The organism is Gillisia mitskevichiae (assembly GCF_003634585.1).
GTDB classification, from domain to species: domain Bacteria; phylum Bacteroidota; class Bacteroidia; order Flavobacteriales; family Flavobacteriaceae; genus Gillisia; species Gillisia mitskevichiae.
In genome coordinates, this window is sequence record NZ_RBLG01000001.1 from 1,060,225 (window position 1) to 1,080,804 (window position 20,580).

14 protein-coding genes are annotated in these 20,580 nt (G+C 35.0%); 11 read left to right on the forward strand and 3 right to left on the reverse strand.

The window, feature by feature from the left end:
* Nucleotides 1–39: 39 nt before the first annotated feature.
* Together BC962_RS04765 and miaB are read right to left on the reverse strand one after the other, a co-directional pair.
* Nucleotides 40–1,293 (reverse strand): sigma 54-interacting transcriptional regulator, encoded by a 1,254-nt coding sequence (locus tag BC962_RS04765; RefSeq protein WP_121344733.1) that lies wholly within the window; start codon nt 1,291–1,293, stop codon nt 40–42.
* Between the two features lie 77 nt (nt 1,294–1,370).
* Entirely contained in the window at nt 1,371–2,816 is a 1,446-nt protein-coding gene (gene miaB, locus BC962_RS04770; RefSeq protein ID WP_121344734.1) for a tRNA (N6-isopentenyl adenosine(37)-C2)-methylthiotransferase MiaB, read from the reverse strand.
* Between the two features lie 176 nt (nt 2,817–2,992).
* On the opposite strand from miaB, the gene topA reads away from it, so the two are divergent.
* The 7 genes from topA (at nt 2,993) to BC962_RS04805 (ending at nt 12,509) form a co-directional block, all read left to right on the forward strand.
* Nucleotides 2,993–5,530: a type I DNA topoisomerase gene (gene topA, locus BC962_RS04775; RefSeq protein ID WP_121344735.1), complete on the forward strand. Its 2,538-nt coding sequence runs from the start codon at nt 2,993–2,995 to the stop codon at nt 5,528–5,530.
* A 3-nt stretch (nt 5,531–5,533) separates the two neighbouring features.
* The gene (locus BC962_RS04780) at nt 5,534–6,697 is read left to right on the forward strand and encodes a formimidoylglutamase (protein ID WP_121344736.1); all 1,164 of its coding nucleotides are present in this window, start codon (nt 5,534–5,536) and stop codon (nt 6,695–6,697) included.
* A 114-nt stretch (nt 6,698–6,811) separates the two neighbouring features.
* Nucleotides 6,812–8,176 carry a T9SS ring complex lipoprotein PorK/GldK gene (gene porK / locus BC962_RS04785; protein ID WP_121344737.1) on the forward strand — a complete coding sequence of 455 codons (1,365 nt, stop codon included), beginning with the start codon at nt 6,812–6,814 and terminating at the stop codon, nt 8,174–8,176.
* A 57-nt stretch (nt 8,177–8,233) separates the two neighbouring features.
* A complete protein-coding gene (gene porL, locus BC962_RS04790; RefSeq protein WP_121344738.1) occupies nt 8,234–8,884 on the forward strand; it encodes a type IX secretion system motor protein PorL/GldL in 651 nt (216 codons plus the stop codon).
* A gap of 52 nt (nt 8,885–8,936) precedes the next feature.
* The gene (gene porM, locus BC962_RS04795; protein WP_121344739.1) at nt 8,937–10,478 is read left to right on the forward strand and encodes a type IX secretion system motor protein PorM/GldM; all 1,542 of its coding nucleotides are present in this window, start codon (nt 8,937–8,939) and stop codon (nt 10,476–10,478) included.
* 13 nt (nt 10,479–10,491) lie between these two features.
* A complete protein-coding gene (gene porN, locus BC962_RS04800; protein WP_121344740.1) occupies nt 10,492–11,385 on the forward strand; it encodes a type IX secretion system ring subunit PorN/GldN in 894 nt (297 codons plus the stop codon).
* Nucleotides 11,386–11,447: 62 nt separating this feature from the next.
* Entirely contained in the window at nt 11,448–12,509 is a 1,062-nt protein-coding gene (locus tag BC962_RS04805) for an NAD(P)/FAD-dependent oxidoreductase (protein WP_121344741.1), read from the forward strand.
* On the opposite strand, the gene BC962_RS04810 is transcribed toward BC962_RS04805, so the two are convergent.
* Nucleotides 12,491–12,868: a DUF983 domain-containing protein gene (locus BC962_RS04810; RefSeq protein WP_121344742.1), complete on the reverse strand. Its 378-nt coding sequence runs from the start codon at nt 12,866–12,868 to the stop codon at nt 12,491–12,493. The two genes, BC962_RS04805 and BC962_RS04810, sit on opposite strands and share 19 nt — an antisense overlap.
* 58 nt (nt 12,869–12,926) lie before the next feature.
* Between BC962_RS04810 and BC962_RS04815 the strand changes: the two genes are divergently transcribed.
* The 4 genes from BC962_RS04815 to BC962_RS04830 all read left to right on the forward strand — a co-directional run bounded on the left by BC962_RS04815 (nt 12,927) and on the right by BC962_RS04830 (nt 20,574).
* A complete protein-coding gene (locus BC962_RS04815; protein ID WP_121344743.1) occupies nt 12,927–14,840 on the forward strand; it encodes an ABC-F family ATP-binding cassette domain-containing protein in 1,914 nt (637 codons plus the stop codon).
* 79 nt (nt 14,841–14,919) lie between these two features.
* Complete coding sequence (locus tag BC962_RS04820) at nt 14,920–16,053, forward strand: efflux RND transporter periplasmic adaptor subunit (RefSeq protein ID WP_121344744.1); 1,134 nt, start codon at nt 14,920–14,922, stop codon at nt 16,051–16,053.
* 2 nt (nt 16,054–16,055) lie between these two features.
* Nucleotides 16,056–19,262 carry an efflux RND transporter permease subunit gene (locus BC962_RS04825; protein WP_121344745.1) on the forward strand — a complete coding sequence of 1,069 codons (3,207 nt, stop codon included), beginning with the start codon at nt 16,056–16,058 and terminating at the stop codon, nt 19,260–19,262.
* Nucleotides 19,246–20,574 (forward strand): TolC family protein, encoded by a 1,329-nt coding sequence (locus tag BC962_RS04830; protein WP_121344746.1) that lies wholly within the window; start codon nt 19,246–19,248, stop codon nt 20,572–20,574. Before BC962_RS04825 ends, BC962_RS04830 begins: the two co-directional genes overlap by 17 nt.
* The last annotated feature ends 6 nt before the right edge of the window (nt 20,575–20,580 follow it).

Consider the following 20,580-nt stretch of genomic DNA (forward strand, 5'->3'; position numbering starts at 1 on the left):
AAATAAATATTTAACTTTTTAAATCTACCGTATTAAGACCTAAAGATCGTATTGCTTAATTTTTCTATATAAAGTTCGTTCGCTTATTCCCAACTCTTCAGCAGCGCTTTTTCGTTTTCCGCTATGTCTTTCCAAAGATTTTTTTATTAGCTCTAATTCTTTATCTTGTAAAGAAAGGGTTTCTTCCTCTTCTATTTCTTCAGCAAAATAATATTTATCTTCTTTTTCTTGAGAAGAATTTTGAGGTATTTGTAAAATACTTCTTTCTTCCTCTTCTTGATCTTCTATGTCTTGCTCATCCTCATTTTCCCCATAAATCTTTTGGATAAGTCCCTCATGTTCATCTTTAACATCTTTAAGGTTTCCACTTTCCATCAATTTCATGGTAAGTTTCTTAAGATCATTTAAATCGCTTTTCATATCAAAAAGCACTTTATATAAGATCTCTCTCTCATTGCTAAAATCGCTCTCTTTCTTTTTTTCAGCAATAACAGCGGGTAAATTACTACCTATATTAGGAAGATAGCTTTTAATCTTAGCGCCATTAATACTTCTCTCTTGTTCTAAAACCGAAATTTGCTCGGCTACATTGCGTAATTGACGAATATTTCCTCCCCATTGATATTTCTGAAGCAATTCTACTGCATCATCTTCTAGCCTAATGGTAGGCATCTTATATTTAATAGCGAAATCTGCAGCAAACTTTCTAAATAATAAATGGATGTCGTCTTTTCTATCTCTTAAAGGTGGAAGGTTAATTTCTACCGTACTTAATCTATAATAAAGATCTTCCCGGAACTTTTCTTTTTTAATAGCATCGAACATATTTAGGTTTGTGGCAGCTACTATTCTAACATTTGTTTTTTGAACATTGGAAGATCCAACTTTTATAAACTCACCATTCTCTAAAACCCTTAATAATCTAACCTGGGTTGTTAATGGAAGTTCTCCAACTTCATCTAGAAAGATAGTTCCGCCATCGGCAACTTCAAAATAACCATTTCGGGTTGAGGTAGCTCCTGTGAAAGCCCCTTTTTCGTGACCAAATAATTCACTGTCTATTGTGCCTTCTGGAATTGCTCCGCAGTTTACGGCAATATATTTCCCATGCTTTCTATGAGATAGGGAGTGAATGATTTTTGGAATACTTTCTTTTCCAACTCCACTTTCTCCTGTAACCAACACAGAAATATCTGTAGGTGCTACTTGAATCGCTTTTTCTACTGCACGATTTAATACCGGATCGTTCCCTATGATCTCAAATCGCTGTTTTATTGCTTGAACTGATTCCATATATTTCTTACCTATTGCTTATTGGCTTATGCCAGGTTGCAACTTTAAATTTATATAAATTTTTTATTGGCGTATAATTAATTATGGATGCTGTATCCAACCGGTTTTCCTAATAAAGTCCCACTTGTACAATCGGTTATCTCAACATTAACGAATTCTCCAATCTTATAGTTTTCTTTATCAAAAACGGCAACTGCATTGTAAGTTGTTCTACCACTCCATTGCTGGTCAGATTTTTTTGACTCTCTTTCTATAAGTACTTCAACTGTTTTACCAATAAAACTTTGTGTTCTAAGAAGTGAATGTCCTCGTTGAAGTTTTACGATTTCTGCAAGTCTTCGTTGTTTTATATCTTCAGGAACATCATCTTCAAATTTCTTAGCACCTAAGGTTCCAGGTCTTTCAGAATATGAGTACATATACCCAAAATCATATTTCACATATTCCATTAGAGATAATGTGTCTTGATGATCTTCTTCTGTTTCGCCACAAAATCCTGCGATCATATCTTGAGAAATAGTACAATCTGGAATTCTCTTTCTTATGTTATCTATAAGTGTAAAATATTCTTCTCTTGTATGCAGCCTGTTCATTCTTTCCAATACTGCATTACTTCCGCTTTGTACAGGTAAGTGAATGTGTTTGCAAATATTTGGATATTTTACCATCATGTCTACCACATCCATCGTCATGTCCTGCGGATTAGAAGTAGAAAAACGAATGCGTAATTTTGGATGTGCTTCAGCAACAATTTTAAGTAAAGTCGCAAAATTAGTTGCAGTTGCTTTTTCTATTTCAGAAGCATTTTTAAAATCCTTTTTAAGCCCGCCGCCATACCATAAGTAACTATCTACATTCTGCCCAAGGAGAGTGATCTCTTTAAAACCTTTACTTGCCAGATCATTAACTTCTTCCATAATACTCTGTGGATCCCGACTTCTTTCCCGACCTCTTGTAAAAGGAACCACACAAAAAGTACACATATTATCACAGCCTCTAGTAATAGAGACCAAGGCAGAAACTCCATTGCTTTGCAACCTTAAAGGAGAAATGTCGCCATAAGTTTCATCTTTAGAGAGAAGAACATTTACTGCATTTCTTCCTTCTTCTACCTCATTTATAAGATTAGGAAGATCTTTATAAGCATCTGGCCCTACAACAAGATCTACGATCTTTTCTTCTTCTAAAAATTTGCTTTTTAAACGCTCGGCCATACAGCCTAGTACCCCAACCTTCATTTTTGGGTTTATTCTCTTTACAGCATTGTATTTTTGTAAACGCTTTCTAACAGTTTGTTCTGCTTTATCTCTAATAGAGCAGGTATTTACTAAAACAAGGTCTGCGTCTTCTAAATTTTGGGTAGTATTAAAGCCTTCTTTTTCAAGTATGGAGGCTACGATCTCACTATCGCTAAAATTCATTGCGCAGCCATAGCTCTCAATGAATAACTTCCTCTTGTTTTCGGCTTTTGGCTCTATAACTAGGGTGTTCCCCTGTAATTTTTCATCTATGATCTTCTCCATATGTCAATCGTATCCAATAGGTAATTTAGCTTGCAAAGATAGGTTTTACTGTGATTATGACAAAGTGACAGCAGGAAAAATTATAGACATTAATTCCCCTTGTATGGCGGAATTTTCAGGATATTGATAACATATTTAAAAATTCCTCTACTTTTGCAGCTAGAAAAAAGACAAACATGGCAAAGAATTTAGTGATTGTAGAGTCTCCGGCCAAAGCCAAAACCATAGAAAAATTTTTAGGGAAAGATTTTACTGTAATGTCCAGTTTCGGGCACATTGCAGATTTACCTACCAAAGAATTAGGTGTGGATACGGAAGGGGATTTTAAACCTAAATATATAGTATCTAAGGATAAGAAAGATGTAGTAAGTAAACTAAAGAAGCAGGCAAAAAATGCTGAAATGGTTTGGTTAGCGAGTGATGAAGACCGAGAGGGAGAAGCAATTGCATGGCATTTGGCAGAAGAGCTTAAACTAGATAAAAATAGAACCAAAAGAATTGTATTTCATGAGATCACCAAAACAGCGATCTTAAAAGCAATTGAAAATCCTCGTGATATTAATTACGATCTTGTAAATGCTCAACAAGCAAGAAGAGTATTAGATAGATTGGTAGGATATGAGCTTTCTCCAGTTTTGTGGAGAAAAGTGAAAGGAGGCCTTTCTGCAGGAAGAGTGCAATCTGTTTCTGTGCGTCTGATAGTAGAAAGAGAGCGCGAGATCCAAGATTTTAATGCTGAGGCTTCTTATAGAGTAGATGCAGAATTTACTACAGAAGAAGGGAAAACCTTTAAAGCGAAATTACCTCGTAATTTTGATACTAAGGAAGAAGCAGAAAAATTCTTATTAGAGAATAAGCAAGCTAATTTTAAGGTAGCAGATCTTTCCACTAAACCGGCTAAGAAATCTCCAGCACCTCCATTTACAACTTCTACGCTTCAGCAAGAGGCCTCAAGAAAGTTGTATTTTTCAGTAAGTAAGACTATGACCATGGCGCAACGTTTATACGAAGCGGGTCATATTACTTATATGAGAACAGATTCTGTGAATTTATCTGATGATGCTCGAAAAGGAGCAAAAGATGAAATTCTGAAAGCATACGGGGAGAAATTCAGCAAAACAAGACAATTCAAAGGAAAATCTAAAGGAGCACAAGAAGCTCACGAAGCGATCAGGCCAACAAACTTTGAAAATCATACAGTGAATGCAGATCGTGACCAAGAGCGTTTGTATGAGTTAATTTGGAAAAGAGCTATTGCCTCACAAATGAGTGATGCGCAATTGGAGCGCACGAATGTTAAAGTGGAAGCAGATAAGCATGATAAGCATTTCACTGCAAATGGAGAAGTCTTGAAATTTGAAGGTTTCTTGAAAGTATACTTGGAAGGAAGTGATGATGAAGATGAGGAACAAGAAGGAATGCTTCCCGCTTTAAGAGTTAGCGAAAAGTTAGACAATAATTATATTACCGCAACAGAGAGATTTACAAGACCTCCTTATAGATATACCGAAGCTTCTTTAGTTAAGAAATTAGAGGAATTGGGTATTGGGAGACCTTCTACTTATGCGCCAACCATTTCTACTATACAGAACCGTAATTATGTAGAAAAGGGTTCTGTAGATGGGGTAGAGCGAAAATATGCACAGTTAAGCTTGAAAAATGATAAGTATAGCGAACAGGAATTAACTGAAAATATTGGCAGTGATAAAGGAAAACTAGTTCCTACAGCTGTTGGACAGGTAGTGAATGACTTTTTAGTGATGCATTTTGCGAATATTTTAGATTATAATTTCACAGCAAAAGTAGAGCAGAGTTTTGATGATATTGCTGAAGGAAATGAGGAATGGACAAAAATGTTGAGAGATTTTTATTCTGAATTTCACCCTCAAGTTTTAGATGTTGCCGAAAATGCAGAAAGAGAAGTTGGAGAGCGTATTCTTGGTAAAGACCCGGAGACTGGAAAACCTGTAAGTGTTCGTTTAGGTAAATTTGGGCCAATGGTGCAAATTGGATCTGTAGAAGATGAGGAGAAACCAAGATTTGCGGGATTAACGCCAGATCAATCCTTAGGTTCTATTACATATGAAGAGGCAATGGATCTTTTTAAATTACCTAAAGAAATTGGGGAATGGGAAGGAGAACCTGTTGAGGTTAACAATGGAAGATTTGGACCTTACGTTAAATATGCAGGCAAATTTGTTTCCTTAGAAAAGGGTGAAGATCCTATGAGTGTGAATATGGAACGCGCATTGGAACTTATTGAAGCAAAAGAAAAGGCAGATGCTCCTATCTATTTTTATAATAAGCTGCCAGTGCAAAAAGGAGTTGGGAGATTTGGTCCCTTCTTAAAGTGGAATAATATATTCATTAATGTAAATAAGAAATACGATTTCGATAATTTAACCGATGCTAATATAGAAGAGCTTATAAAAGATAAGATCCAAAAAGAAATAGATAAGGTATTACATAATTGGGAAGACGAAGGAATTCGTGTAGAAAAGGCAAGATGGGGTCGTTCTAATATTATAAAAGGAAAGACCAAGATTGAATTACCTAAAACTGTAGATGCAACTAAATTAACTTTAGCGGAGGTGCAGGAAATAATAGGAAAGAATACTAAGAAGAAACCAGTTAAGAAGAAAGCTGCAACTAAGAAAAAGGCTCCAGCTAAGAAAACTGCAGCGAAAAAGAAACCAGCTCCAAAAAAGAAGTAATTGATGGATTTTGAATTTTTAAGACCCGTAGACCAGCAATTATTTGAAGAAATTGTTTCAGCAGAATCACATAATTTAGGAAGTCAGTTGTTTGTTCACACTTTAGCTTCAGGAATTCCTGATCTTAAAAATGTGCAAATTGCAATAGTTTCAGTAAATGAAAATAGATTAGCAGAAGGTTATGAAGATGAGTTTCTTAATTTCAATAAAATAAGAAGATCTTTTTACAGCCTTTTTCCTGGAAATTGGGATTTAAATATTGCAGATCTTGGTTCTATAGAAAAAGGAGAAACTGTGGAAGACACTTATTTTGCTTTACAGTCTTTAGTAAAAGAACTGCTAAAGAAAAATATTATTCCAGTAATATTGGGAGGTAGTCAGGATCTTATTTATGCACAATATAGGGCATACGATTTTGTAGAACAAATGGTGAACTTGGTAAATGTAGATTCTAGATTTGATCTTGGAGATGCAGAAAAGCCTATAAGCAGTAAATCTTATATAGGTAAGATAGTGGTAAATAAACCCTATAACCTGTTCAATTATTCTAATGTAGGCTATCAAACATATTATAATTCTCAGGAGGAAATAGGTTTAATGGAGCGTTTGTTTTTTGATGCATTTAGGTTAGGTGAAGTTACCCATAATATAAAGATAGTGGAACCTGTAATGAGAGATGCTAACTTAGTGGGTATAGATCTTAATGCGGTAAATGCTTCTTCTATAAACAGTTCTCCAAATAATTCCCCTAATGGATTTGATGGAAAGGAAATTTGTGCCTTAGCACGTTATGCCGGTATTAGTGATAAAGTTTCATCATTTGGGATATATGAGTATACTTCTAGCTATTCTGAAACAGGAAACATGTTAATAGCCCAAATGATCTGGTATTTTATAGAAGGTGTGAATTATAGATCTAATGAAAATACCTTGTCGGCTAAAAAAGATTTTACCAAATACCAAGTGCCAATAGAAGATGAGGTATTAGTGTTTTTTAAAAGCCCTAGAACTGGAAGATGGTGGATAGAAATACCTTTTATTTCCAATTCTAATACTAAATTGAAAAGGCACACGTTATTACCTTGCAACCATGAGGATTACTTAGAGGCTTGCAACCAAGTTATTCCGGAGAGATGGTATAAGACCAAAAGGAAGAACGAAGTATAAAATTCTGTAAGCATATTCATATAATACTGTATTTTTGCAAAAAGTATTGTTTTTTAAAATTTATTTGGATAGGTTTACTACCTAAATCAAATATGTCATAACCAGAGAGATATTATGAAGAAATTATTTTCGCTTATTGCTGTAATTACAATGCTTGCGAGCTGTAACAGTGGTGATCGTGGGCAACTTGTAGGTGCACAAGGTAAGAGATGGAATCCTGAGAAACCTTTTGGAATGACGTTAATACCAGGTGGTGCATTTATTATGGGTAAGGCAGATGATGATATCGCCGATGCGAAAAATGCGCCAACCAAAACAGTTACGGTTCGTTCTTTTTATATGGATGAAACTGAAATCACTAATTCTGAGTATAGAATGTTTACCAATTGGGTGAGAGATTCTATAGTTAGAATGAATCTTGCTATTGAAGCAGATTTTGAAGGTGCTACTGAAGGTGGAGATGGAATTGGAGAATATGCATTCCTTGATTCAAACGAGGAAGACATGTCTGTATATGAAAAATACATGTATGATAACTACACTCAATTTTCTGAAGATTATCAGGGTAGAAAATTAAATAAAGATATAGATATCATCTGGGATACTAGAGATTATCCTGATGAGGCTTATGCTCGTGTAATGGATTCTATGTACATTCCATTGGAAGAATCTTATAACGGACAAAGGACTATAGATGTTAAAAAATTGAAATTCAAATACCGTTGGATGGATATTCAAAAAGCGGCAAGATCAAAAACTCAAAAGAGAAACGATTTTATTGTTACCGAAGAAGTGAATGTTTATCCAGACACAACCGTTTGGATTAAAGATTTTAATTATTCGTATAATGAACCTATGCATAATGACTATTACTGGCATACTGCATTTGATGATTATCCTGTAGTTGGTGTTAGCTGGAAACAAGCTAAAGCTTTTAGCCAATGGAGAACATTATACCATAATTCATATAGAAAATCTAAAGGGGATCATGATGTTCCTTTTTATAGATTACCTACAGAAGCAGAATGGGAATATGCTGCAAGAGGTGGTTTGCAATCTGCAACCTTCCCTTGGGGTGGACCTTATGCTAAAAATGACAGAGGTTGTTTTATGGCAAACTTCAAACCTTTAAGAGGAGATTATGCGGCAGATCAGGCATTGTATACTGTAGAGGCAAAATCTTACGAGCCAAACGATTATAACTTATATAATATGGCAGGAAACGTTGCAGAATGGGTAAATTCTTCATACGATCCAGCTGCATATGAATATATGTCTTCTATGAACCCTACCGTAAATGATGAAAATGATATGCGCAAGGTTGTTAGAGGTGGATCTTGGAAAGATGTTGCTTATTTTCTACAAGTAAGTACAAGAGATTATGAATATTCAGACACAGCGAGAAGTTATATTGGTTTTAGAACAGTTCAAGATTATCTAGGAACAGATGTTACTTTAAACCAAGCTCCAAAAAATTAAAATAGTTAACAAGAACCCAAATTAATAATAACCAACAATAAATAATCATTCAATATCATGGCAAATTCAAGAACTGTTAAGAAGGTAACAAATATGGTGTACGGTTTAGGTGCATCCGTTGTAATTTTAGGTGCATTATTTAAAATTATGCACTGGCCTTTTGGAAATGAATTTTTAATTGCTGGTTTAGTTACTGAAGCTTTAGTATTTGCTTATTCTGCTTTTGAACCTGTAGATGATGATCTTGATTGGGCATTAGTATATCCAGAATTAAATGGTGGTCCAGCTGCTGCAAGACATAATGCTTTAATTGAAGATGATAAAGAAACGGAAGCATCTCTTTCTAAGAAATTAGATGTGATGTTGAAAGAAGCTAAGATAGATGCTAACCTAATGGAAAGTCTAGGAACTAGTATTCGTAATTTTGAAGGTGCTGCAAAAGGAATTGCTCCAACTGTAGATTCTATGGTCTCACAAAGAAAATATTCTGAAGAATTAGGAGTTGCTGCTGCGCAGATGGAAACTTTGAATAATTTATATAAAGTTCAAGTAGAATCTGCTGCTAGACAGGCAGAGGTGAATGAAGAAGTTGCAAGTAATGCAGTTAAATTGAAGGACCAAATGAGTTCTATGGCAGATAACCTATCTTCATTAAATGGAGTTTATGGTGGTATGCTTACCGCAATGAATGTGAATGTTCGAGCATAATTAATTAGTTGTAATGACTAGAAGATCTAATAAAAAACTAAACTAATTATACATGGCGTCTGGAAAACAATCACCAAGACAGAAGATGATTAACCTAATGTACTTGGTTTTCATTGCAATGTTGGCTTTAAATATGTCTAAAGAGGTACTTACCGCTTTTGGATTAATGAATGAAAAATTAGCTGAATCTAATACAACCACTGCACAAAGAAACAATGCGTTCTTAGCGGGATTAGATGAAAAAGTTGGGGAGCAGCCTGCAAAGTATGCTCCTCTAAAAGAAAAAGCAGATAAAATACACGTTTTGTCTGAAGATTTTAATTCTTATTTAGAAACTTTAAAATCAGAACTGTTATCTGATGTAGATGATAAAACTGAATATGAGGAAATGGATAAATCCAATAAACTGGATGAATTATTTTTTCAAAGTGGAAGAGTTAGTCCTAAAGGGCAAGAATTCTTAGATAAGATGGATGGTTACAAAAATGGAGTTGTCTCTATTATTGGTGACGAAAAAGGTTTTGAAAAGATAGTTCAGAATGTTCAAACAGAATTTTCAACTGGAACTGTTAAGGTAGATGGTGCAAATGTAGAGTGGTTAAAATACCGTTACGAAGGTTTTCCTTTAGTAGCTTCAATAACTCAATTAACTCAAACACAAGCAGACATTAAATCTACAGAAAGTGAAATTCTTTCTGCAATGTTATCTGGTCAACTGCAAAGTGAAGTTTCATTAACTAATTATGAAGCTATCGTTGTTCCTTCTAAAACAGCTTTTTTTAGTGGAGAGAACTTTAAAGGAAAAGTAGTTTTAGGAAGAGTGGATAACACACTTAAATTTGACAATGTAGTTGTTAATGGAAAGAAAGTGGAAAGTTCTCAAGCAGGACAAGTAGTTCTTGATTTCCCTGCAGGAAACGTTGGAGAGCAAGAGATTAAAGGAGAAATACAATTTAAAGAAGGAGATTCTATAGTTAGAATTCCAATTACTAGTTCTTATGCTGTTATTCCAAAGCCTAATTCTGCTGTAATTTCTGCAGATAAAATGAATGTTGTATATCGTGGGGTTCAAAACCCGATGACTATCTCTATTCCTGGTGTTGGAAGTGTAACGGCAAATGCTCCAGGCTTAAGACCAGCTGGTGGTGCAGGAAAATACACTATGGATGTTACAACTCTTCAAGCAAGAGAAGTGACTATTAGCGTTAGTGGTAAATTACCTGGTGGAGAAACTGTTTCAGATAGAAAATCTTTTAGAGTAAAAGATATTCCTAGACCTGTTGGAACCATTCGTGGTGAAGATGGTGCTGTGAAAATGCAACGTAACAGTTTAGAGATCTCTGAAGTTGGTGCTATATTGCCAGATTTCGATTTTGAGTTAGGTTTAAGAGTAACAGGATTCAGTTTTAAAGTTTCTGGACAGCCTACCATTAAAGTTAATGGAGGTAGATTAGATGCATCTTCTAAAGCGGCATTAAGACGTGCAGGAAGAGGTGAAACAGTTCAAATATTCGATATTGAAGCTCAATTAGCTACTAATAGCGGATATAAACTTAAGAAAGTATCTCCCGTATTTGTGGAGTTAACAAACTAATAAATTCATTATAATGAAGTGGAATCAGATTTTGATTGGTGTATTTGGATTGCTTATTACCGGATCGGTAATGGGTCAAGCTAATATGCTAAACGCGACCTCTCCAGACCAAATTGGAAAGTTATCTGAGGCGGAGAAAGCTGTGAAGAAAGAAAGTAAACCATTGCCTTATGGTTTTGTAGATGATCGAGATGTCCTATGGTCTAAAAATACTTGGGAGATCATAGATCTAGATGAAAGAGTGAATTTTCCGATGTATTACCCTATAGATACCAACAACATTGGTTCTAATAGAAGATCGTTATATGATGTTCTTATGACGGGTATAAAATCTGGAAAGATCAAGAATATCTATGCAGATTCTTACTTCAATGAAAAAAGAACATTAAGCGATATTAGTGCTGCAATATCTAAAATTGATACTACAGATCTTGGAGTTGAGCAGTATAATGCTGGTGAAGAAATAGATCAGCAATTTATTGATAGAAGAGATATTACTTCTGCAGATATTGCAGAATATCATATTCGTGGAATGTGGTATTTTGATAAGCGTATGGCAGAATTAAAATACAGGATACTTGGAATTGCTCCAGTGGCTCCAGATGTTAACTTCATAGATGATGAAGTTCCAGATCTAGTTGAATTATTTTGGATTTGGTTCCCGGATGCTCGTGAAGTTTTATTTGATAATAATGCGTTTAACGGCAGCAATACTGCACAATCTATCACCTTCGACCATTTGCTAAATTCAAGAAGGTTTAGTGCTGTGATCTACAAAGAAGATAATGTGCAAGGAGATCGTGAAGTAGATGAGTACATAGCGGAGAATGCATTTATGCAGCTTTTAGAATCTGAAAGGATCAAAGAACAAATTCGAAACTTCGAACAAGATATGTGGAATTACTAAGGTTTCATTATTTAATATAATAGGCGCCCCGGAATTTCCGGGGCGTTTTTTAATTTTAAGATATGTTGGATTATATTATTGTGGGAGCCGGTTTAAGCGGTATTGCGGTTGCTGAAAGTTTACTTGCTAGAGATAAAAAGATCTTGGTGTTCGATGATAAATCTCAGGCTTCTTCTACAGTAGCAGGTGGTATTTACAATCCTGTTATTTTAAAACGTTTTACATTGGCTTGGAATGCCAACGAACAACTAGATACTGCACTTACTTTTTATAATTCCCTAGAGAAAAAATTAGATATAAGTCTAATTCAATCCCTATCAATTTATAGAAGATTCCATTCTATTGAAGAACAAAATAATTGGTTCTCTGCAATGGATAAACCTTATTTGAGTAGATTTCTAGATGAGAAATTAGTGGCTTCTATAAATCCACATATTCCTTCATCCTATTCTTTTGGGCATGTAAATGAAACTGGAGTTGTAAATACTGAACTTTTACTAGAGAAATATCGAGCTTATTTAATAGAAATAGATTCATTTCAAGAAGACACTTTTGATTTTCAGAAATTAGAAATTAATGGAGATCACTGTATTTATAAAAATTGGAAAGCAAGAAAGATCATTTTTTGTGATGGTTTCGGATTAAAGAACAATCCATATTTTAATTACTTGCCTTTAAATGGAAATAAGGGAGAATATCTAATTATTAAAGCTGAAGATTTAAAGTTGGAAGTAGCAGTTAAATCTTCGGTATTTATTATTCCGCTTGGGGAAGATCTTTATAAAGTTGGAGCTACTTATAATAACTGGGATAAAACAAAAGAGCCTACCCAAGATGGAAAGAACTATTTGTTAGAAAAATTAAACGGATTCTTGAATTGTGATTTTGAAGTAGTAGATCAAATTGCCGGAATTCGTCCTGCTACAAACGATAGAAAGCCACTAGTGGGAAAACATCCTGTGCATGAGAGTTTATATTGTTGCAATGGCTTCGGAAGTCGTGGTGTTTTAATTGGGCCTACAGTAGCTTCTCAATTGATAGCCCATATTGAGGATGCCGAAATTCTTTCCGAAGAAATAGATATTGAGAGATTTAAAAAATTATATCAAGCCGATTTATCATAGCTTAAGAACATATTTATCCAAATATTTCTAGAAAGTCTAAGTATTATTGGCATCAATACAATTAAACTAACAGTAATTGCAATAAAAGTGGTCATAAGTCCGCCACCAAGAAATACATATGCAATTATAAAAGCAGCTACAGATACTGCGACTCCTAAAGCATAGCTTACATACATGGCTCCAAAGAAAAATGAGGGTTCTATCTTATATTTTGTTCCGCAATGAGAACATTTCTCATGCATATCTAAAATATTTTGCAGCTTATAAGGGTTGGGATCCATGTACATGCTTTCCTTCTGACACACCGGACAAGTCCCTGTGAGTATACTATATGATTTTGAGCCCTTTAAGATTTGCATTTCTATTTTTTTAGTAATGCAAATATAGGCATCTTTGCAAAAAATTTAGAGTAAAATAATGCTTAACATTCATAATTTATCTATTTCATTCGGAGGCGAGAGTTTGTTTGATGAAATTACCTTTAGACTTGGCGCGGGAGATCGTGTTGGATTAATTGGTAAGAACGGTGCGGGAAAGTCTACAATGCTCAAAATCCTTTCGGGAGAACAAGAGGCAGATACAGGCCAAATAGCTAAAGACAAGGCGCTTAAAATTGGTTTCTTGAAACAAGATATTGATTTTATTCAAGGAAGAACTGTGATCGAGGAGGCGCAACAAGCCTTTGTAGAGATCAAAGCGATGGAAAAGCAGATCGATTTTATCAATGAGCAATTGGCTACCAGAACCGATTACGAAAGTGATGAATACACTCAAATAATACAAGATCTTAGTGAAATCACTCATCAATATGAAATTATTGGAGGGTATAACTATCAAGGAGAGACCGAAAAAGTGCTTATTGGACTTGGTTTTGAGCGTGATAAATTCGACAAACTTACCGATACCTTTTCTGGTGGTTGGAGAATGCGAATTGAATTAGCTAAGCTTTTGCTTCAAAGTAACGATATTTTGCTCTTGGATGAGCCTACCAACCACTTAGATATAGAATCTATTATCTGGTTGGAATCTTTCTTAAACAATTACCCAGGTTGTGTGATCATTGTTTCTCACGATAAGATGTTCCTGGATAATGTAACAAATAGAACTATCGAAATTTCCTTAGGAAAGATCTACGATTATAAAAAGGCTTACTCTGAATATTTGGTTTTGCGTGGGGAGTTAAGAGAGCAGCAATTAGCTTCTCAGAAAAACCAGGCAAAACAAATTGAGCAAACCGAAAAATTGATCGAGAAATTTCGAGCTAAAGCTTCCAAGGCTTCTATGGCACAATCCTTAATTAAGAAGTTAGATAAGGTAGATCGAATTGAAGTAGATGAAGATGATAATGCTGTGATGAATTTGCGTTTTCCAATCTCTTTACAGCCGGGGAAAATTGTAGTAGAAACAGAAGGAATTGGTAAAGCTTATGGACCAGTTCAAATATTGGAAGATATAGACCTGCTAATAGAAAGAAGCAGTAAGATCGCTTTTGTTGGTCAAAACGGACAAGGTAAAACCACATTGGCTAAAGTAATAGTAGGTGAAATTGGTCATACCGGGAAGTTAAAATTAGGTCATAATGTTCAGTTAGGATATTTCGCACAGAATCAGGCAGACGAGTTGGATGGTGAGAAAACGGTGCTGGATACGATGATAGATGCTGCTACAGAGTCTACCAGGAGTAAAGTGAGGGATATGTTAGGATCTTTCCTTTTTAGAGGAGACGAGGTTAGCAAGAAGGTGAAAGTATTATCTGGAGGAGAAAGAAACAGATTAGCTTTATGTAAGTTATTGCTTCAACCCTTCAATGTGCTTATTATGGATGAGCCTACCAATCACTTAGACATTAAATCTAAAAATGTGTTAAAAGAAGCTCTTAAGAGTTTCGAAGGGACCCTAATTATTGTTTCTCACGATAGAGATTTCCTTCAGAATTTAACGCATTCTGTATATGAATTCAAGGATAAGAAAATCAGGGAATATTTAGGAGATATAGATTTTTATCTAGATCAGCGTAATGTAGAAAACATGCGTGCTATCGAAAAAAAGGATAAGGTTCAAAAAGAAGTATCTACTAATACCAATTCCAAGCAATCTTATAACGATCAGAAAAAATTTAAATCTCTTCAGAATAAATTAAGCAATACCGAAGCGAAGATCAATAAGTTGGAAAAAGAAATAAAAACGAAGGATCATGAGATGGCTACAGATTATAATAAGGCCATGGCGAAACCTCACTTTTTAGAGAATTATAAGAAAAATAAAAAGGAATTAGAATCTCTAATGAAATCTTGGGAACAGTTGCAAGAGGAGTTGGAGATCATATCTTAAGCTTTTTAAGATAATAAAACGCATTATTGATTAAACGCTTTATACTTTTACTAGTCTAAAGTATAATTAAAAGTTAATAATGCGTAAAATAATTCTTTCCATCTTGGGAGTAGTACTTGTTATAGGTGCCATATTTGTAGCTAAAGCAATTATTGAAAGTAATACAAAAGAAAGGCCTCCTGCCAAAAAAGTAGTAAAAACAGTTTATGTGCAAACGGTAGATAATGGGACGGTTCCCATTGTGATTCCTGCAAATGGTACTGTTACTGCTTTACAAAAAAACACTCTTTTTTCTGAAGTAGAAGGTATTTTTAGAAGTAGCTCCAAACCTTTTAGACCAGGACAGGAATACGCTAGAGGTCAAGTTTTATTGCGTATAGATGCAGCAGAATATGCCGCTATTGTGCGGGCTTCTAAAAGTGAATTATATAATAAGATCGCGGCTGTAATGCCAGACCTTCGCTTAGATTACCCAGATGTCTATCCAAAATGGGAAACTTATTTAAATAATTTCGACGTTAATAAAAGCTTAGCTCCGCTCCCAAAATCTTCTTCAGATCAGGAAAATTATTTTATCTCAGGGCGAGGTATCGTTTCTGGATATTATAATATCAAGAATCAAGAAACCAGATTAAACAAATTCAATATCGTAGCTCCATATAACGGAGTGCTTACAGAAGCACTTGTTACAGAAGGTTCTTTGGTGAGACCTGGCCAGAAACTAGGAGAATTTATAGATCCTTCAGAGTACGAACTGGAAGTTGCTGTAAGAAAATCTTTTAGTGATCTATTGAAAGTAGGAGAACAAGTTGCTCTCAAAAATCTTGAAGGAACTCAGCAGTTTCAAGGGGAAGTAAGCAGAGTAAATAGTAAGATAGATGCAAATTCTCAAACAGTACAAGTCTTTATTAAGATTAAGGATGCCAAGGTGAAAGAGGGAATGTATTTGGAAGCTAGATTGGAGGCTAGAAATATAGAAAATGCTTTATCTATACCTAGGAACTTATTAGTAGATCAGAACAAAGTTTATATAGTTGAAGAAAATAATACGCTACAATTGGCAGAAATAGATGCTGTTCATTTTTCGTCGGAATCTGTGGTGATCACCGGCTTAGAAAATGGCACAAAATTGATCTCGGCTCCAGTGCCTGGTGCATTTGTAGGGATGCCTGTGGAAATAAGTGATAATTCTAGTCTAGCCAAAACCAACTAATTGTGAGAAAGATAATTAGTTATTTTATAAAGTATGAGGTTGCAGTGAATGTTGTGATCTTCGCATTTGTCATTTTTGGATTGATTGGTGTTTTTAATATGAAATCTTCCTTTTTTCCATTGGTGGATTCTAAGATCATTACTATAAACGTGGCTTATCCGGGTTCTTCCCCCGAGGAGATAGAAGAAGGAATCATTCTCAAGATCGAAGATAATTTAAAAGGGCTCGTTGGTATAGATCGAGTAACCTCTACAGCTCGCGAAAGTGGTGGTTCTATTACAGTAGAAATTGAAAAGGGCGAAAATATAGATGTTCTTTTATCTGAAGTTAAAAATGCGGTAGATAGGGTACCTAATTTCCCAACAGGAATGGAGCCACTGGTGGTGGCAAAAAGGGAAGAAATTAGACCTACTATTAGTTTTTCTGTGAGTGGAGAAAATATTCCACTTGCCACGTTAAAAGAAATAAGTCAGCAAATTGAAAATGACCTGAGGGCAATAGATGGTATTTCTCAAATTAGCCTATCTGGATACCCTGATGAAGAAATTGAAATAGCCGTAAGCCAAGAAGATCTTTTGGCATACGATCTTACTTTCCAAGAAGTTGCGGCAGCAGTTGCAAATGCGAATATCCTTTCTACCGGAGGAACTATAAAAACAGTATCAGAAGATTATCTAATAAGAGCAAATAACCGTTCTTATTATGGTGATGCGTTAAATGATCTGGTTGTAAGAGCTACTACCTCCGGACAAACTGTTCGTTTGGGCGATATCGCAGAGATCAGGGATCGTTTTTCAGAAACACCGAACGCTTCCTTTTTTAATGGTAACAATTCCGTAAACATTCAAATTAGCAATACGAATAGCGAGGATCTTGTATCTACCGCAGAGAAGGTTCGGGAATATGTACAAGATTTTAATGAGAAGAATACCAATGTTAGGTTGGATGTAGTAAGTGATTCTTCAATCACTCTGAATCAACGAACAATGCTGCTGTTGGAAAATGGTTTTATTGGGATTTTATTAGTGCTCTTCTTTTTATCCTTTTTCTTAAATACCAGACTGGCTTTTTGGGTGGCATTTGGATTGCCGGTAGCATTCTTAGGAATGTTCATTTTTGCTCAACAATTTGGAGTAACAATAAATGTTCTTTCTCTGTTCGGGATGATCATTGTGATCGGGATTCTAGTGGATGATGGGATTGTAATTTCAGAAAATATCTATCAGCATTACGAAATGGGAAAATCTCCCGTGAAAGCTGCTATAGATGGAACGATGGAAGTAGTGCCGCCAATCATTTCAGCAATTATAACTACGATCCTGGCTTTTGGAACCTTCTTATTTCTAGACAGTAGGATCGGAGAATTTTTCGGAGAAGTTTCTACAGTCGTTATACTTACACTTACTGTTTCTTTAGTGGAGGCATTAATAATCTTACCTGCGCATATTGCACATTCCAAGGCCTTAAGAAGAGATTCTGAAGTTGGCGCCGAGAAGAAAAAAGGCATTGCCAAAGTTTTTGATAAGCTAAGAGGTTTTAACAGGACTGGTGATAAAATAATGTCTTATTTAAGAGATAAGATCTATAGTCCAGTTTTAAAATTTGTTTTAAATCAGCAGGTATTAAGTTTTTCTATTTTATTGGTTTTTCTAATTCTCACAATTGGCGCCATTGGAGGAGGATGGATACGAGTTACCTTATTTCCTAGTATTGCCAGCGACAGAGTTTCTATAGATCTATTAATGGCCGAAGGAACCAATCCTGCAAAGACAGATTCCATAATTAGTATGGTAGAAGCTGCGGCATGGAGAGTAAATAAGGAATATACAGAGAAACAAACAGGAGATAAGCAGGTGGTAGAAAATATTATTAAACAGGTTGGGCCTGGGAATAATAAAGCATCACTTCAAGTTAATCTTTTGCCTGGGGAAGAGCGAGATTTTGGCTCTCCAGAAATAACTAACTCTATACGAGAAGAAGTAGGGCCTGTATTTGGTGTAGAAAGCCTCACTTTTGGCTCTGGAGGAAATTTTGGAGGAAGTCCGGTTTCAGTATCCTTACTTGGAAATAATATTTCTGAACTGGAAGCTGCAAAAGAAGAACTTAAAACTATTTTCGAAAATAATTCTTTACTCAAAGATGTTACAGATAGCGACCCTAAAGGAATTAAAGAAATAGATATCAAACTAAAGAATAATGCATATGCTTTAGGCCTTGACCTTAATAATGTGATGAGGCAAATTAGAAATGCATTCTTTGGGGCGCAAGCACAACGTTTCCAGCGAGGGCAAGACGAAATTAGAGTTTGGGTGCGCTATGATCTGGAAGCAAGATCTTCTATTACTCAATTAGACGATTATAGATTGATCACTCCTTCTGGCAACCGAGTTCCATTTAGGGAAATAGCAACTTATCAAATTGTTCGGGGAACCGAGTCTATTAGCCATTTAGATGGGAAAAGAGAAATTCGGGTAAGCGCCGATATGGAAGATCCTAACGGGTCTGCTACAGACATTCTTCAGGATATTCAAGATAATATAATGCCGGATCTTCTAGCACAATACCCATCTTTATCTGTTTCTTACGAAGGACAAAACCGGGAAGCCGATAAACTTACTAGTTCTGCAAAGAAAGTTTTGCCAATTGTATTATTTCTTATTTATGCAACTATCGCATTTACTTTCAGAAGTTATAGTCAGCCTTTCCTATTAATGCTTATGATCCCTTTTAGTGTTATTGGAATTGCATGGGGACATTGGATACACGGATTTCCAATAAATGTACTTTCAGCACTTGGAATTATAGCGCTCATTGGGATCATGGTGAATGACGGATTGGTTTTTATTGGGAAGTTTAATAGCTTTTTGGTGGAAGGAATGAAGTTTGAAAAGGCGCTTTATGAAGCTGGACGTTCCAGATTTCGGGCAATATTCTTAACTTCAATTACAACTATCGCAGGATTGGCTCCATTAATTTTCGAAAAGAGTAGGCAAGCACAATTTCTAAAACCTATGGCGATTTCTATTGCTTATGGAATTGCAATTGCAACCGTACTAACATTGCTATTATTACCCTTATTCCTTTCTATAAGTAATAATATTAAGGTGGGAAGTATTTGGTTAGCCACAGGGAAAAAGGTTGATAACGAACAGGTGGAAAGAGCTATTAAAGAACAAAAAGAAAAAGAAGTTCATGAAATACATCAATAATACTCTAATACTTTTTTTGATCTTTTTCTGCGGAAAAAGTTTTGGACAAACCACAGTGATAACTAAGGATGAGGCGATCACTAAAACTTTGGAAAACAATTATGGTATTAAGCGCTCTCGAAATTTAATTGATATTGCTAATAATAATCAGAGCCTTTTAAATTCTGGATACCTACCAAGTTTAACTGCAAATGCAGGAACTAATTATAATATAGAAAATATTGAAGCACAACGTCAGGATGGGGACTCTCAAAATTTGAAAGGTGCTGAAACTAAACGTTATAATGCTTCACTTAATTTAAACTATACCTTATTTGATGGCTTAGGTAGGCTTTACAACTACAAGCAGTTAAAAGAGCAATATAAATTAACCGAACTAGAAGCAAGGGAAACTATTGAGAACACAATTCTGCAATTATTAAGTGTTTATTTTGAGGTAGCTCGACTTACAGAAAACGTGAGTGTATTAAATGAAACTTTAGATATCTCTAAACAGCGAATTACAAGAGCTCAATACCAATTTGATTATGGGCAAACCTCAAGACTGGGGATTTTAAATGCGGAAGTAGATGTAAATAATGATAGTATAGCATTGTTAAATACCAAGCAACAATTAGAAAACACTAAAAGAGATCTGCTTGTAATATTAAATGAACCTAGAAAGGAACTTCAATCTATTGCGATAGACACAAGCATTAATTTTTTGTCTGAAATTGAATTGGAAGAATTTATAAAAACTTCTAATCTTAATAATGTAAGTTTATTACAGGCAGAAAGTAACTTATTAATATCAGATTACGATATTAAGGTTAGTAAATCGGGATATCTTCCTAGTTTAGGTCTTAGCGGGTCTTATGGATGGAACAATAGCGATTTACCCTCTACTTCGTTTGTACAAACAAGTACTACAAAAGGATATTCTGCAGGTTTAAATTTAAGTTGGAATTTGTTTGATGGTGGGAGTACGATTACCAATGTTAAGAATGCTGAGATCAGGTTAGAGAATCAACAGTATTTAAAAGAGCAATTGATTTTAGAAGTACAAAGAGATATAGCTAACTCTTGGGGAAATTATCAAAACAAGAGGTATATTTATGAAGTACAAGAAAAGAACGTTTTAACTAACGAGGACAATTTTAATAGATCTCAAGAGCAATTCAAGCTTGGACAGATATCTTCCATAGAATTCCGTCAGGCACAAATTAATTTGCTTAATGCCAAGACAAATAAGAACTTAGCTAAATATGATGCTAAATTTGCAGAACTTCAGGTGTTACAATTAACCGGACAGCTGTTAAATTTGGAATTTTAGAATTAC